The sequence below is a fragment of the Thalassobacillus devorans genome, assembly GCF_900176565.1.
Classification (GTDB): Bacteria; Bacillota; Bacilli; order Bacillales; family Halobacillaceae; genus Thalassobacillus; species Thalassobacillus devorans_A.
On sequence record NZ_FXEH01000005.1, the window covers coordinates 1202914 to 1218974 of the forward strand.

The following is a 16061-nucleotide window of genomic DNA, read 5'->3' on the forward strand; positions in this document are numbered from 1 at the left end:
GGTAACACCTCTATTACTTATACTGACCGCAATGGAAAACCAGACTGCTTTTCCAAAACAAAAAAATATCCGCCAGCAAGGCTGACGGAAAACTTTTATCTTTATTTTGAAGGTCGGATCACGACATACCGCTTCGGTTCATTCCCGGCAGAATAAGTTTCAACTTTTCTATTATTCTGCAGGGCCGTATGGATGATTTTCCGTTCATAAGACGGCATCGGTTCGAGCTTGACATCCTGATTGGAGTTCAACGCTTTTTCGGACAATCTGCTCGCTAGTGTTTCGAGCGTAGCTTTCCGGCGATCCCGATAGCCTTCTGCATCAAGTACTGCTGTATAGTACTGATCCATATAACGATTGATCGTCAAATGCAGTAAGTACTGCAGCGCGTTCAATGTCTGACCGCGCTTGCCGATCAATAAAGCAATCTTATCGCCAATCAGCTCAAAATGAACTTCACGGCCATTAACGGTAGTTTTCACTTCCACGGGAGCACCCATATCTGAAGCAATCGCTTTGATATATCGTTCTGCTTCTTCAATCGGGTCATGGGCAGGCAGTTCAGGTTCAGATGTTTCTCGTTCTGCTTGTCCATTAATGTTTATTTCTGGTGCTGTTTTCTGTTCTTTTTGTTCTATATTTACTTCTGGTTCAGGAGTCTCTTCTTTTGCCTCCACCTTCGATACTTTTACAATCGACGGTTTGCTGCCAAAACCAAGAAATCCCTTCTTACCTTCATCAATAATTTCGACTTCGACAAGGTCCCTTGATGTTTGTAACTGCTCTAACGCTGATTGGACCGCTTCCTCAACAGTTTGTCCAGTAGCAGTTATTTGCTTCACTTAGTTTTTCCTCCCGTTTCTTGTTCTTTCATCATCGGTTTACGGATGAAAAGCGTCTGTGCGATCATAAACAAGTTACCGACTACCCAGTACAGGGCCAGTGCTGATGGGAAAAAGAATGCAAATGTACCAATCATGATCGGCATCAGGTAAAGCATCATCGTCATTTGTGGATTTTGCATGGCAGTTGAACCAGCCATCATCAGCTTTTGCTGAAGGAAGGTGGTTCCCGCTGTTACGAGCGCCAAAATATAACTTGGTTCGCCAAGCTGCATCCACAAAAAGCTATGGGTCGCTACCTCAGATGTACGCATGATTGCGTGGTAAAAACCGATCAAAATCGGCATTTGGACAATCAACGGCAAACACCCGGCTAATGGATTAACACCATGTTTTTGGAACAGCTGCATTGTTTCCTGCTGCAGTTTTTGTTGTGTCTGTGCATCTTTTGAGCTGTATTTCTCACGCAGCTCCTGTAATTCCGGCTGAATATCCTGCATCGCTTTTGAACTCTTCAATTGCTTGACGTTAAGCGGTAGCAAAACCAGACGGATAATAATGGTGATGATGATGATCGACAGACCATAACTCTCACCAGTAATATCGGCAAAAAACTCAATCGATTGTGATAGCGGCCAAACTACATATTCATTCCAGAAACCTTCACTCTCAGCAGTGATGTCCTGATTAACCTCAGTACACCCAGAGAGGATGGTAAGTATTCCAGTCATGGCTAACAGCCACAAGACCTTTTTACGCAACGTCCCTTCCTCCTTACTCCCTGACTCATTTACTTTTCTATTTAACATTTTAGCATTTTCATATCAGACAATTCTATATTATATCTTAGACTTCTTTTCTTTCGATAATAACCTCGATTTCGACAAAACATGGGTAAGACTCTTTTTCACCTGGTGAAAATCCATATCTTTCGTCGGTTTACGGGCGATGATAACCAAATCATATCTGGGATCAATCGTATCTTCAAGCTCATGGAAAGCTTGTCTTAAGTATCGCTTGATCTGGTTCCTGACAACCGCAACGCCAATACGTTTGCTCACAGACAAGCCGATCCGGAAGTGTTCCTGTTTTTCTTTTTTCAAGTAATAGAGAACCAATTGCCGATTGGCAAACGATTTTCCATTTTTGAAAACCTGCTGGAATTCTTCATTTTTTTTGATTCGGTATTCTTTCTTCATGAGCTTATTCCTCCATAATAACGAGAAAAAAGACCACTGACTTCATTCAGTGGCCTATGCAGATAGAACTTTTCTTCCTTTACGACGACGACGAGCTAGAACTTTACGTCCGTTTTTCGTGCTCATGCGCGTGCGGAAACCATGTACCTTTTTACGCTTACGGTTATTTGGTTGAAATGTACGTTTCATTATATAGACACCTCCTGGTGAAAATTAAAAATTAAAATTTCGAAATGCTAAAAGGCAGTCTAAACAATTATAAATAAACCATAACAAAAATGTCAACTCTATATTTATTTTCTTTCCGAGATTAAATGGATCGAACCTTCCTCCGCTGCTAAAATCTATTCTCAGCATTCAGCGTCCAGGCGTTATATAACAGGCTGTATCATAACAACTCGCGAACTCTATTTTACAAGGTATTTCAAATGCTATACAATCTACTTTTGTAATTAATCCACAAGCAATGTTAATATAATTTTCGACGCATTCTGACTATCCACAGCAAATATTGACAAGCTAATCACAAAATATAGTGTTGTGGATATTTTCTGTCTACAAGCTGTTGTGATTGTGGATAAACATTCAAAAACCGTTGCAACACAAGGATTTATCTGGTATCATATTTGTGTTTTAACCTTGGGAAAAAGTTCTCCGGATTAAATGTTCTCCACAGACTGTGGATAAACTGTGGATAGCTGTACACATGCTTGTTTTTAAAGTTATTCACAGACTTGTGGAAAATGAAAATAAGCTGTCGGAAATTGGAGTGTGAACTGTTTTTTTCATCCACACCAACTAAATATAATTTTCCTGAATAGGATTGTACAAACATTATACACCACTGCCTTTCGAGCTCTTTCTTTCGTTCGAAAAAGAGAACGGAAGGTTTTTTGCACTTTTTAGAACGTCCATCTTAGTTATTGGAAATGTATAAGAAAAGCGAGCTTTCATAGGGCATCTGACGAAAAGCTGAGTTTTTCAAATTTCATGTGTTACTGGAGGAAAGGGGTGAGACGATTTGGAAAATATTCATGAACTCTGGGACAGCACCTTAGAGAAAATGAAAGAGAAAATCAGCAAGCCAAGCTTTGAGACCTGGTTAAAGGCTACAAAAGCAGATTCATTACAGGAAAACACCTTAACCATAGTAGCTCCCAATGAATTTGCACGCGACTGGCTTGAGAACCAATATTCCAAATTGATCAGTGAAACAGTTTTTGAAGTTACCGGGGCGGAATTGAATACGAGATTCATCATTCCTGAGAATAAAGAACAGTCGATAGAGGATGTTAAACTGGCTGCAAAAAAAATACCGGACGTGAAACAAAACGGGGAAGAATCTCCGCAAAGTATGCTCAATTCTAAATATACGTTCGATACCTTTGTAATCGGATCTGGCAATCGTTTTGCACACGCGGCGTCGTTGGCAGTGGCGGAAGCACCGGCCAAAGCCTATAACCCATTGTTTATTTATGGAGGAGTAGGTCTCGGAAAGACTCACTTGATGCACGCAATCGGTCATTATGTATTGGATCATAATCCAAACGCAAAAGTAGTCTATCTATCTTCTGAAAAGTTCACCAACGAATTCATTAATTCGATTCGTGATAATAAAGCCGTCAATTTTCGAAATAAATATCGAAGTGTCGACGTGCTTTTAATCGATGATATTCAATTCCTGGCAGGGAAAGAACAAACCCAGGAGGAATTTTTCCATACATTCAATACCTTACATGAAGAGAGTAAACAGATTGTCATTAGCAGTGACCGTCCTCCAAAGGAGATCCCGACTCTGGAAGACAGACTTCGGTCCCGATTCGAATGGGGCCTGATTACGGATATTACTCCACCGGATTTGGAAACACGGATCGCTATTCTCCGCAAAAAAGCTAAAGCAGAAGGGCTCGATATTCCGAATGAAGTAATGCTTTATATCGCCAATCAAATTGATACCAATATTCGCGAACTTGAAGGTGCTCTTATACGTGTTGTTGCTTATTCTTCCTTAATTAATCGCGATATCAATGCCTCATTGGCAGCAGAAGCATTGAAAGATATTATTCCGAGCTCCCAGCCGAAAGTGATTACCATTGAAGCTATTCAGGAAATGGTAGGAGAAAAATACAATGTCCGTTTAGAAGATTTTGCTGCAAAGAAACGTACCAAACAAGTAGCTTTTCCTCGTCAGATTGCTATGTTCTTATCCCGCGAACTTACGGATTTTTCTTTACCAAAGATTGGAGAGGAATTTGGGGGAAGAGACCATACCACAGTCATCCATGCGCACGAAAAAATTTCAAAGATGCTGGCTGAAGATCAGAATTTGCAGCGTGAACTCGATGAATTGAAAGAACGACTGAAAACTCACTGACGTTAATATGTGTATAACTTGTTCAAGGTCATCAACAGTCTATCCACATGTGGGTAGACTTAATGCCCTTAAGTTTTACCCGGGTTATCCACATATACACAGCGCCTATTACTACTGCTACGATTTTTTTATTAAAAATAAATATATATAATGACTCATTAGGAGGATTTTTTAATGAAATTCATCATCCAACGCGAACAATTGATGGAAAGCGTTCAAAATGTCATGAAGGCAATTTCTTCCCGGACAACGATCCCGATTCTTACAGGAATGAAATTAGAAGCAAGTGAACAAGGTGTAAAGCTGACTGGCAGTGATTCTGATATTTCGATTGAATCATTTATTCCTGCTGAAGAAGACGGAATTGTCTATGTAGAACAAATTGAACCAGGAAGCATCGTATTACAGGCCAAATACTTTCCGGATATTGTTAGAAAGCTTCCCCAAAACACAGTGGAAATCGAAACTGATGATCATCGAAATGTAACAATCCGGTCTGGAAGTGCTGAATTTCACTTGAATGGTCAGGATGCCGAAGAATATCCACAGCTACCGCAACTGCATACAGAGGACAGCTTCGAACTACCGATCGATCTATTGAAAAATTTGATTCGTCAGACTGTATTTGCTGTCTCCACTTCTGAAACACGTCCCATACTCACTGGTGTCAATGTCAAAATAGAAGATGGAATATTACATTTTACAGCTACAGACAGCCATCGGCTGGCTTCAAGAAAACTTCCGCTCGAAAATCAGGAAACGGAAATTTCCTTCAACAATGTCGTTATTCCTGGGAAAAGTTTGACAGAGTTGAATAAGATTCTGGCGGATTCTGATCAGACGATTGAAATCAGTGTGACAGATAACCAAATCCTGTTTCGTACGAAGCATCTTTATTTCTTATCCCGCTTGCTGGATGGAAATTATCCAGAGACATCCCGTCTGATTCCAGATGAAAGTAAGACCGTAGTGACGATTGATGCCAAAGAATTGCTGCAGTCGATTGACCGTGCTTCATTATTGGCAAGAGAAAATCGGAACAATGTCGTAAGACTAATTACCAAAGGCGGAGAACAAATCGAAATCAACGGTAACTCACCGGAAGTGGGGAATGTTGTCGAAGAAGTTGCTGCCGAATCAATTGAAGGAGAAGAATTGAAGATTTCTTTCAGTGCTAAATATATGATGGATGCTTTGAAAGCAGTCGGAAGTGACCAGGTAAAAGTGGAATTTACTGGTGCGATGCGCCCATTCCTGATCCGGGCTATCGACAACGACCAAGTACTACAGCTGATCCTGCCTGTCCGTACTTATTAATTTATCTAAAAAGAGCCGACGTCCCACCAACGTCCGGCTCTTTTTAGATGCGGATAACATTGAAATAGGACAGCACGTTTTTATAAGCAGGGTCATCCTTTTCTTTACTGCTTTTTTTTAGTAAAATAGAAAGATAGGCAAACTACTTGGTTAGGGTGAGAATAATGGACGATAAAATAGAAATTTCCACTGATTATATCCAGCTGGGACAATTTCTCAAATTGGCAGATATTGTCGAATCTGGCGGGATGGTCAAAGTCTTTCTTTCGGAATATGAGGTATATGTCAACAATGAACTAGAAAATCGCCGCGGCAAAAAATTATACGCAGGTGACGTGGTGGAAATTCCCGGAGTGGGGAGCTTCGAAGTCGTACGTGAAAGTTGAAGCGGTCCGGTTGAAAGGAAATTCAGATGTATATTAAAGATATCAAGCTGAGATCATTCCGTAACTATGATCGTCTCCAACTGGAATTCGACGATAAGGTCAACGTCATTATCGGAGAGAATGCCCAGGGTAAAACGAATCTTATGGAAGCCATCTACCTGCTAGCATTTACCAAGTCCCATCGTACGCCAAGAGATAAGGAACTTATCCAATGGGACGAAGAGTATGCTAAAATAGAAGGTAGTATATATAAACGTAACCGCCGATTTCCATTAGAAATCATCCTTTCGAAAAAAGGGAAAAAAGCAAAGCTGAATCATTTGGAACAGAAACGCCTCAGCGACTATATCGGGGCGTTGAATGTCGTTATGTTTGCACCTGAGGACCTGAACCTTGTCAAAGGGAGTCCTCAGGTGCGTCGTAGGTTTATTGACATGGAAATAGGCCAGATCCAGCCTGCTTACATTTACCATTTAGGTCAGTATCAGAAGGTGTTAAAGCAGCGCAATCACCTGTTAAAAGACTTGCAGCGTCATCGCCAGACAGACAAAACGATGCTGTATGTCCTGACTGATCAGTTGATTGAGCATGCAAGCACCTTGCTCGAACGGCGTTTCAGATTTTTGAAACTGCTTAGAAACTGGGCTGGTCCGATCCATGAAAGCATCAGCAGACAGCTGGAACAGCTGGAAGTTCTTTATGATGCCAGTGTAGAAGTATCAGAAGCTATGGATTTGGAAACAATTAGTGATAGATATCAAGAAAAGTTTTCCAAAATTGAAGATAAGGAAATAGACCGCGGGACTACGCTGGCCGGCCCTCATCGTGATGACCTTATTTTTCATGTGAATGGAAAAGACGTACAAACCTTTGGTTCTCAGGGACAGCAGCGGACGACTGCTTTATCTTTGAAACTGGCAGAAATCGAACTGATTCATAGTGAAGTAGGAGAATATCCGATTTTGCTTCTCGATGATGTCCTTAGTGAACTGGACGACTTGCGGCAGTCCCATTTGCTCCATACGATTCAAGGGAAGGTCCAGACATTTGTATCGACGACCAGTATCGATGGGATAGAGCATCACGTCTTGAAAGAGGCAGAAATTTTTCGTGTCAAAAACGGTACAATCGAAATCCAGAAATGAGGTGGAACGTTGTTCATTCATATCGGTGACGATCAAGTAATTCGTTCGAAAGATGTGGTGGCAATCATTGATCACAACTTGATTTCTTCCTCATCCATCATTGAAGAAATGATTTACAACCAGAGGAAAGAAAAAAATGTCGAAGAAATGCAGACACAGGAAGCCAAGGCGATCGTTATAACCGAGGACCGGATCTATTTCAGCCCCTTGTCTGTTATGACATTGAAAAAACGTGCCAATATGATGGCCACTTTAAATAAATTAGAAGATTTCTCTGAAATCATCGAAGAAGAAGTATAGTAAGATGATTGAAGGCGCAGCATTTAGAGAAATATTTTTCCAGGATGGGAACGAAAACTTCTGGAGGGAATGTAGGTGAAAAACCGTGAGTGAAGAAGCAATGAAAAATCGCGAATCTTATGATGAGAATCAGATACAGGTATTAGAAGGTTTAGAAGCAGTCCGTAAACGTCCGGGGATGTATATCGGTTCAACTAATGAAAAAGGACTTCATCACCTGGTATGGGAAATCGTCGATAACAGTATCGATGAAGCAATGGCCGGTTATTGTGATAAAATTCAGGTCATCATCGAAGAAGACAACAGCATTACGGTTACAGACAATGGACGTGGAATTCCAGTCGGTATGCACGAGAAAGCGGGACGTCCGGCCGTAGAAGTAATCATGACGGTCCTTCATGCGGGTGGTAAGTTCGGGGGCGGTGGATATAAAGTATCCGGAGGGCTGCATGGTGTAGGCGCCTCTGTCGTCAACGCCCTTTCCACTTACTTAGAAGTGTTTGTCCATCGGGAAGGCAAGGTTCACTACCAAAAGTTTGAGCGTGGAGTTCCAGTTGGAGACTTGAAAGTGATCGACGACACAGAGATCACAGGGACACGAATCCATTTCAAGCCGGATCCGGAAATCTTCTCAGAAACGGAAGAGTACAATTATGATACGCTCGCTTATCGTATACGTGAGCTTGCCTACCTGAATAAAGGATTGACCATTTCTATCCAGGACAAGCGTGTCGAAGAACCAGAAGAAAAAGAGTTTCATTATGAGGGCGGAATCGTCTCTTATGTTGAGCATATGAACCGGACGCGCGAAGTCATTCATGAGCCGTTCTATGCAGAAGCAGAGCAGGACGAAATAGCAGTGGAAATAGCAATTCAATACAATGATGGCTTTGCCAGCAATATTTACTCTTTTACAAATAACATTCATACCTATGAGGGCGGGACACACGAATCCGGGTTTAAGACGGGATTGACGCGTGTCATCAATGATTATGCCCGCAAAAACAATATGTTCAAAGAGAATGATCCAAACCTGACTGGAGAAGATGTGCGGGAAGGGTTGACGGCGATCGTTTCCATCAAGCATCCCGATCCACAGTTTGAAGGCCAGACAAAGACGAAACTTGGAAACAGTGAAGCTCGTACGGTGACCGATCACTTATTCTCTGAAACTTTTTCTAAGTTCCTTTATGAGAACCCGGCGATGGCTAAAGTGATCGTAGAAAAAGGTCTGATGGCTTCACGGGCCCGTATGGCAGCTAAGAAAGCCAGAGAACTGACACGCCGTAAAAATGCTTTGGAAGTTTCCAACCTTCCAGGTAAGCTGGCAGACTGTTCTTCCCGTGATCCTAATATCAGTGAACTATATATTGTGGAGGGTGACTCTGCCGGCGGTTCAGCAAAACAAGGGCGAGACCGTCACTTCCAGGCGATTTTGCCATTACGAGGAAAAATCATCAATGTCGAAAAAGCACGTCTGGATAAAATCCTTTCCAATAATGAAATAAGAACGATCATTACGGCACTTGGAACAGGAATCGGGGAAGAATTCGACCTTGCCAAAGCCCGTTATCATAAAGTCGTCATCATGACGGATGCCGATGTCGACGGTGCTCATATCCGTACGCTGTTGTTGACGTTCTTCTATCGCTATATGCGTCCATTGATTGAGAGCGGTTATGTGTATATCGCGATGCCGCCGCTATACAAGGTTACCCAGGGCAAGGCTGTCCATTATACGTATTCGGACAAGCAGCTCGAAGCATTGCTTGCGGAATTGTCAAATTCACCAAAGCCTGGCTATCAGCGCTATAAGGGACTCGGTGAAATGAACCCGGAGCAGCTTTGGGAAACAACGATGGACCCGGAAACCCGTACGTTGAAGCAAGTTAACATGGAGGATGCCATCGAAGCGGATGAAACCTTTGACATCCTGATGGGGGATAAAGTAGAGCCCCGTCGTAACTTTATCCAGGATAATGCCCAGTATGTTAAAAATCTTGATATTTAAAATTGGATCTGTAACTTAACCCGTTAATTTTCTATAAATCATTCACAAGGAACATTCCCTTGTCAGATAACAAATCTGATAGATAGTAATGCAATGAAGGCTGCAGCAATTGCTGTAGTCTTCCTTCCTCATATGTGATAGGAGGTAATTTCATGGTGGATCAACCAAATCGTCCACGTGTCCAAGAAGTTAATATCAGCCAGGAGATGCGGACTTCATTCCTGGACTATGCCATGAGTGTCATCGTAGCCAGGGCATTGCCTGATGTCCGGGACGGTCTGAAGCCTGTCCATCGGAGAATATTATATGCGATGAACGACCTTGGTATGCATTCCGATAAAGCTTATAAAAAATCCGCCCGTATCGTCGGTGAGGTTATCGGTAAGTACCACCCTCACGGTGACTCGGCTGTTTACGATACCATGGTTCGGATGGCGCAGGATTTCAACTACCGCTATATGCTTGTCGACGGCCATGGGAACTTTGGTTCTGTCGATGGTGATGCGGCGGCTGCAATGCGTTATACGGAAGCCCGTATGTCAAAAATATCAATGGAAATTCTAAGAGATATCAATAAAGATACCATTGATTATACGGATAACTATGATGGGGCTGAAAAAGAACCAGTCGTCCTTCCCGCACGTTTCCCTAACCTGCTGGTAAACGGAACCTCTGGGATTGCAGTCGGTATGGCAACCAATGTCCCGCCTCATCAGCTTGGGGAAGTCATTAATGGCGTTCTTGCCTTAAGTAAGGATCCGGATATCACCGTTCAGGAACTGATGGAAAATTACATTTATGGTCCCGATTTCCCGACTGGAGGCCAAATTCTAGGACTAAGCGGTATCCGTAAAGCCTATGAAACTGGGAAAGGATCCATTACGATCCGCGCCAACGTGGAAATCGAAGAGCAGGCAAACGGGAAATCCCGTATGATTGTGACGGAACTTCCTTATCAAGTAAACAAAGCCCGTCTCGTAGAAAAGATTGCCGAGCTTGCCAGAGACAAGAAAGTAGAAGGAATCACCGATCTTCGTGACGAATCCGATCGAAACGGCATGCGTGTTGTCATCGAGCTGCGAAAAGATGTCAATCCGAATGTGATGCTTAATAATCTATATAAACAAACAGCTTTACAGACTTCTTTCGGTATCAATATGCTGGCCTTAGTTGATGGTCATCCAAAAGTATTGAACTTGAAACAAGTTCTGGAACATTATCTGGAGCATCAAAAAGTGGTCATCAGACGCCGTACGGCCTATGAACTAAGAAAAGCAGAAGCACGGGCTCATATTTTGGAAGGTTTACGCGTGGCCCTTGACCACCTTGATGAGGTTATCACGTTGATTCGTGAATCGAAGACAACAGAGATAGCCCGAGAAGGCCTGATGACCCGGTTTGAATTGTCAGAGAAGCAGGCTCAGGCTATCCTGGATATGCGCCTCCAGCGTTTGACTGGTTTAGAGCGCGAAAAAATCGAAGATGAATACCAGGAGCTTGTGAAGTTGATAGCCGAGCTTCGTGCGATCCTGGCCGACGAGGAGAAGGTATTGGAGATCATTCGCGAAGAATTGACTGAAGTGAAAGAACGCTTCAATGATTCACGCCGGACAGAAATCGTTATAGGCGGAACCGACTTCATTGAAGATGAAGACTTGATTCCAGAAGAAACGATCATCGTGACATTGACTCACCAGGGGTACATCAAACGCCTCCCAGCTTCTACGTATCGTACCCAGCGCAGGGGCGGACGAGGCGTGCAGGGTATGGGCACACACGAAGATGATTTTGTCGAACATCTGCTGTCCACATCCACCCATAACACCTTACTGTTCTTCTCGAACAAAGGGAAGGTCTATAAAGCAAAAGGCTATGAAGTGCCTGAATTTGGCCGGACCGCCAAAGGAATTCCGATCATCAATATGCTCGAAATCGAACGGGACGAATGGATTAATGCGGTCATTGCAGTTGAGGAATTTGTCGATGACTGGTATTTCTTCTTTACGACACGTAAAGGGATTTCCAAACGGACATCCATTTCCCAATTCGCCAACATCCGTAAAGGCGGCCTGATTGCCCTTAACCTCCGGGAAGAAGATGAATTGATTTCTGTTCGTCTTACCAATGGTAAGAAAGATATTATGATTGGTACACGCGATGGCATGCTGATCCGCTTTGAAGAAGATCAGGTGCGTACCATGGGACGCACAGCTGCGGGAGTTAAAGGTATTTCGTTACGCGATGGTGATGAAGTCGTGTCAATGGAAATCCTGGAAAATGACCTGCAAGTATTGACCGTCACCGACAAAGGTTTCGGAAAACGCACGCCTGCTGACGATTACCGGATCACTAACCGGGGCGGTAAAGGAATTTTGACATGCAACCTGACAGAACGTAATGGCAAAGTAGTTGCCGTCAAAGCGGTCACAGGCGAAGAAGATGTCATGATTATTACTGCAACCGGAGTATTGATCCGCATGCCGATGGAGGGAATTTCCGAAACCGGCCGTAATACCCAGGGAGTACGCTTGATCCGTCTGCAGGAAGACGAATCAGTTGCTACCGTGGCTGTGCTTGAACCGGAAGAAGAGGAAGAAGCACAGGAGGAAGCGCAGGAAACTGCAGAAACAGTGCTGGAAAACGAAGAACCAACTGAAGAAAGCCCATCCGACAACGAAGAATAATGATTAACTTCATAAAGTGTAGATAAAGCCGTCCGATAATGTATATAGGACGGCTTTATTTTTTTATACATAGTATGGAAGGGAGGTATCAGAGCGTGCAGGTTCATCCGTCACAATTAGTCCACGGCTGCATCATTACAAAAGATGTCTTCGGAAAAACAAATCGACCATTGATCTCTAAAAATACCGTGGTCAAAGCTATACATAAACAGGTGCTGGATCGCTTTCTCATCAAAGAAGTGGAAGTAGCTCCAAAACTGTTTTCAGGCGAAGTATTCCAGCCGGAACCTTTAGATGAAACCGAAAAAGGCCATCCATCCCTCGATGAATCTTCGCTTCCGGTAACGTTTAAGGAACAGTACCTTCAAGCAGTCCAAATATATAAGGGCTGGTTTGCTGAATGGCAGGCAGGGGCGTCTCTCGATATTGGAGCGATCCGAAAATTATTTGTGCCATTACTTAAGCAACTAATACATCAATCAAGAAAAGATATTCTCCTGCTTCCTCACTATTCTTCGAAACAGGATTACTTCTACCATCATGCAGTATCGACTGCTTTCATCGCTGCATTCTTAGGAGAGAGAATGGGGATGAACCAGGGAGAATGGCTCCAATTAGGATTAGCAGGATTATTAAGTGATGCTGGCATGGCTAAACTTAATGAATCTACTCAGATGAAGGACACGGTATTAACACAGGTAGAATACCAGGAAATAAAAAAGCATCCGATTTATTCCTATCGAATGGTTGAGAATATCTCCGCTTTAAGTAAGGCTGCTAAATTAGGAGTTCTGCAGCACCATGAAAGGTTGGATGGAAGCGGTTATCCGCTCGGTACCCATAAAAAGAAAACCCATTTGTTTGCCAGAATTATCGCTGTGAGTGATATGTATCATGCGATGACCACTGACCGTTTATATCAGAGCAAGCAATCACCTTTTTTAGTGATGGAACTGATGATGAAAGAACAGTTTGGGCGCTTTGATCATACTGTTGTTCAGGCGTTTGTCAAAAGCATGACCAATTATACCACCGGAACGAAAGTGAAGCTTTCTGACGGACAAATAGGCGAAATTGTCTTTACCGAAGCGTCCCGGCCAACCAGGCCGATGGTCAGGCTCGACAGCGGAGAAATTATAAATCTAACAGAAATGGAGGATCTCTATATCCGCGAAATCTTAACTTAAGGCTGACATGGGGCATAGTTTAACCCGGACTATATAGTAGTCCGGGTTATTTTTGTGCTATTAACCATTGTTGGACCATTTTTTCTGTTTCCTCACTGGTAAGGGCAATGAAGTGGGTAAGTAATGCATAATCACTGGTGTCGCGGATGTGATGCAAGTCCATCCACCATTCCACTTCGTAGCGACAAATCATACTGAGATTATAGAGCAACATATAGTGAATCATCATTTCAGGCAGGTGATCAGCTGTGTCTCTGGCATATGGCGTATAAAAAGCCTGCTTTGTACTGGAAAAATAGAAGGGATGAGACAAATAAGGCTGAAAGGGTTCCTTTAACTCTATCTGCAGCACATCGTTATCTTTTTTCCATCTTGTTACCTGATAATTAGCAAACCTCTGTTTAACCTTTCGCTCGGTTAATTGATGATCAAAAATACGGGATAAAGGGATCTCAAAGCTTTTTTCATTCAACTCAGCAACCTTGAATAGCGGTTCTTTGCCCTTCCACTGGTAAATTTCCTGCATATCCGGAAGCAGTTGCATCAAATCTTCCATAGTTGCCTTGTCACTCCGAAACGGGGAAGAGTCAAAAAGACGTTCACAGGCGTAGGCAAATAACCCTTGAGGCTGAATTTTCACTTCATCCTGCGAGAAGGAATAGTTCTGCTTTTTTCTTTTCCTTGTACTTAGTCCATGAGCAAGTACTTTGGACGAGGAGGGATATTCAGGGTCCTTAACAAGAAGGCAGGCTTTCAATAAATGACCAAGACCATAAAAATACAGGACAGGCTGAACCGTTACAGGGGATGATTTACCGGTCATAATAAACTTTCTGCCATGTTCCAGAAAATAACAAAACCGTTCGCTATTCCGATAGGCTTTTGATTTGGCTTCTGAAATCGCTTGTTTCTCATAACAATCCATCAGGTAATTCCGGGTATTCGGCACTGACTGTAAAAAGGTTAAAAAAGACTGATTATTCTGAAGCAAACTGTATTCCTCCTCTCCATGAATTTACTGTTGAAAAAGCTGTTTTGTTGGCGTATTGTAAATAACAATAAGAGTTACGAAACCACCACTATACCACTAGTTTAACCCATTTTTACCCAAACTATTTTCAATGAAAAGGAGAGGATCGAGCGTGCGTGAGGATAAGTTTGCCAAAGAAGGTTTGACGTTTGATGATGTGTTGTTAGTACCAGCTAAATCAGAGGTATTGCCAAGAGACGTATCGGTTGCAACAGAATTGTCACCAACATTGAAGTTGAATGTGCCAGTTTTAAGTGCAGGAATGGATACAGTCACCGAAGCAAAGATGGCAATAGCGATGGCCCGTCACGGTGGACTTGGAGTCATTCATAAGAATATGTCGATTGAGGCACAGGCTGAGCGTGTCGATCGTGTAAAACGCTCCGAAAGCGGCGTTATTACAGATCCTTTTTATTTAACCCCGGGACACCAGGTGTTTGATGCGGAGCATTTGATGGGGAAATACCGGATTTCCGGTGTACCGATTGTCGATAATGAAGAGAACCAGCGTCTGGTGGGGATTATTACCAATCGTGATCTCCGCTTTATTGACGATTATTCGATTGCTATTTCGGAAGTGATGACGCGCGATGACCTCGTGACAGCACCCGTAGGGACTAATTTGGAAGAAGCGGAACGCATCTTGCAGCAATACAAAATTGAAAAATTGCCCCTGGTTGATAGCAATAATGTCCTCAAAGGCTTGATTACCATCAAAGATATCGAAAAAGTCATCGAGTTCCCGCATGCTGCTAAGGATGAGCAGGGACGACTGCTTGTTGCTGCTGCAGTTGGGGTGACGGCAGATGCGATGACCCGCGTGGACAAGCTGGTGGACGCTGGCGTGGATGCCCTCGTAGTAGATACGGCGCATGGTCATTCTCGTGGTGTATTGGATCAAGTAGAGCGGATCAGGTCCAAATACCCGGATGTTAATATCATCGCTGGGAATGTCGCTACACCAGAAGCAACCAGGGAATTGGCGGAAGCAGGAGCAAATGTAATCAAAGTAGGTATTGGTCCTGGCTCGATTTGTACGACACGAGTCGTTGCAGGAGTTGGAGTTCCGCAGATTACGGCTGTGTATGATTGTGCCGTAGAAGCGGAAAAACACGGAGTATCCGTAATCGCTGATGGAGGAATTAAGTATTCCGGCGATATCGTCAAAGCTTTAGCTGCTGGTGCTCATGCAGTAATGATCGGAAGCATGTTTGCAGGGGTAGCGGAAAGCCCTGGAGAAACGGAAATTTTCCAGGGACGCCAGTTCAAAGTCTATCGTGGCATGGGGAGTGTCGGTGCTATGGAAGCAGGGTCGAAAGACCGTTACTTCCAGGATTCCGAAGAAAAGAAAAAGCTTGTACCAGAAGGAATCGAGGGACGCGTTCCATATAAAGGCCCATTGGCAGACACGCTGCACCAGTTAGTCGGCGGCATGCGTTCAGGTATGGGATATTGTGGAACAGCTGACCTGCCGACACTTCGTAAAGAAGGAAAGTTCATCCGGATTACTGGAGCAGGACTTCGGGAGAGTCATCCCCATGACGTACAGATTACAAAAGAATCTCCAAACTACTCCATTTAACCTA

Annotated in this window: 14 protein-coding genes; 9 read left to right on the plus strand and 5 right to left on the minus strand. The window is 43.2% G+C overall.

Annotated features, from left to right (window positions below; genetic code table 11):
- Nucleotides 1–101: 101 nt before the first annotated feature.
- From jag to rpmH, 4 genes are all read right to left on the minus strand, one after another.
- Nucleotides 102–842, minus strand: a complete 741-nt coding sequence (gene jag / locus B9Y67_RS10455; protein WP_085506630.1) for an RNA-binding cell elongation regulator Jag/EloR — start codon at nt 840–842, stop codon at nt 102–104.
- Nucleotides 839–1603, minus strand: a complete 765-nt coding sequence (gene spoIIIJ, locus B9Y67_RS10460; RefSeq protein WP_085506631.1) for a YidC family membrane integrase SpoIIIJ — start codon at nt 1601–1603, stop codon at nt 839–841. Before spoIIIJ ends, jag begins: the two co-directional genes overlap by 4 nt.
- Nucleotides 1604–1681: 78 nt before the next feature.
- Complete coding sequence (gene rnpA, locus B9Y67_RS10465; RefSeq protein WP_085506632.1) at nt 1682–2041, minus strand: ribonuclease P protein component; 360 nt, start codon at nt 2039–2041, stop codon at nt 1682–1684.
- A 54-nt stretch (nt 2042–2095) separates the two neighbouring features.
- Nucleotides 2096–2230, minus strand: a complete 135-nt coding sequence (gene rpmH / locus B9Y67_RS10470) for a 50S ribosomal protein L34 (RefSeq protein ID WP_019377820.1) — start codon at nt 2228–2230, stop codon at nt 2096–2098.
- 832 nt (nt 2231–3062) lie between these two features.
- On the opposite strand from rpmH, the gene dnaA reads away from it, so the two are divergent.
- The 8 genes from dnaA (at nt 3063) to B9Y67_RS10510 (ending at nt 13445) form a co-directional block, all read left to right on the plus strand.
- The gene (gene dnaA, locus B9Y67_RS10475; RefSeq protein WP_085506633.1) at nt 3063–4415 is read left to right on the plus strand and encodes a chromosomal replication initiator protein DnaA; all 1353 of its coding nucleotides are present in this window, start codon (nt 3063–3065) and stop codon (nt 4413–4415) included.
- Between the two features lie 174 nt (nt 4416–4589).
- A complete protein-coding gene (gene dnaN, locus B9Y67_RS10480) occupies nt 4590–5732 on the plus strand; it encodes a DNA polymerase III subunit beta (protein ID WP_085506634.1) in 1143 nt (380 codons plus the stop codon).
- A gap of 164 nt (nt 5733–5896) precedes the next feature.
- Nucleotides 5897–6118, plus strand: coding sequence for a S4 domain-containing protein YaaA (yaaA, locus tag B9Y67_RS10485; protein ID WP_085506635.1), 222 nt, complete (start codon nt 5897–5899; stop codon nt 6116–6118).
- A 26-nt stretch (nt 6119–6144) separates the two neighbouring features.
- Entirely contained in the window at nt 6145–7263 is a 1119-nt protein-coding gene (recF, locus tag B9Y67_RS10490) for a DNA replication/repair protein RecF (RefSeq protein WP_085506636.1), read from the plus strand.
- Between the two features lie 9 nt (nt 7264–7272).
- On the plus strand, nt 7273–7563 hold the full coding sequence (gene remB, locus B9Y67_RS10495) for an extracellular matrix regulator RemB (protein ID WP_085506637.1): 291 nt from the start codon (nt 7273–7275) through the stop codon (nt 7561–7563).
- 100 nt (nt 7564–7663) lie between these two features.
- The gene (gyrB, locus tag B9Y67_RS10500; RefSeq protein WP_085506761.1) at nt 7664–9574 is read left to right on the plus strand and encodes a DNA topoisomerase (ATP-hydrolyzing) subunit B; all 1911 of its coding nucleotides are present in this window, start codon (nt 7664–7666) and stop codon (nt 9572–9574) included.
- Nucleotides 9575–9726: 152 nt separating this feature from the next.
- Nucleotides 9727–12258, plus strand: coding sequence for a DNA gyrase subunit A (gene gyrA / locus B9Y67_RS10505; RefSeq protein ID WP_085506638.1), 2532 nt, complete (start codon nt 9727–9729; stop codon nt 12256–12258).
- A 95-nt stretch (nt 12259–12353) separates the two neighbouring features.
- Nucleotides 12354–13445: an HD-GYP domain-containing protein gene (locus B9Y67_RS10510; RefSeq protein WP_085506639.1), complete on the plus strand. Its 1092-nt coding sequence runs from the start codon at nt 12354–12356 to the stop codon at nt 13443–13445.
- A 46-nt stretch (nt 13446–13491) separates the two neighbouring features.
- On the opposite strand, the gene B9Y67_RS10515 is transcribed toward B9Y67_RS10510, so the two are convergent.
- Nucleotides 13492–14436 (minus strand): YaaC family protein, encoded by a 945-nt coding sequence (locus B9Y67_RS10515; protein ID WP_085506640.1) that lies wholly within the window; start codon nt 14434–14436, stop codon nt 13492–13494.
- A 151-nt stretch (nt 14437–14587) separates the two neighbouring features.
- On the opposite strand from B9Y67_RS10515, the gene guaB reads away from it, so the two are divergent.
- Entirely contained in the window at nt 14588–16057 is a 1470-nt protein-coding gene (gene guaB / locus B9Y67_RS10520) for an IMP dehydrogenase (RefSeq protein ID WP_085506641.1), read from the plus strand.
- Nucleotides 16058–16061 lie beyond the last annotated feature (4 nt).

What these genes read in the sequence shown, in the direction of transcription:
- rnpA (WP_085506632.1), bottom strand. Translation starts at nt 2,041, where the DNA reads ATGAAGAAAGAATACCGAATCAAAAAAAATGAAGAATTCCAGCAGGTT.
- rpmH (WP_019377820.1), bottom strand. Translation starts at nt 2,230, where the DNA reads ATGAAACGTACATTTCAACCAAATAACCGTAAGCGTAAAAAGGTACAT.
- dnaN (WP_085506634.1), top strand. Translation starts at nt 4,590, where the DNA reads ATGAAATTCATCATCCAACGCGAACAATTGATGGAAAGCGTTCAAAAT.
- yaaA (WP_085506635.1), top strand. Translation starts at nt 5,897, where the DNA reads ATGGACGATAAAATAGAAATTTCCACTGATTATATCCAGCTGGGACAA.
- recF (WP_085506636.1), top strand. Translation starts at nt 6,145, where the DNA reads ATGTATATTAAAGATATCAAGCTGAGATCATTCCGTAACTATGATCGT.
- gyrB (WP_085506761.1), top strand. Translation starts at nt 7,664, where the DNA reads ATGAAAAATCGCGAATCTTATGATGAGAATCAGATACAGGTATTAGAA.
- gyrA (WP_085506638.1), top strand. Translation starts at nt 9,727, where the DNA reads ATGGTGGATCAACCAAATCGTCCACGTGTCCAAGAAGTTAATATCAGC.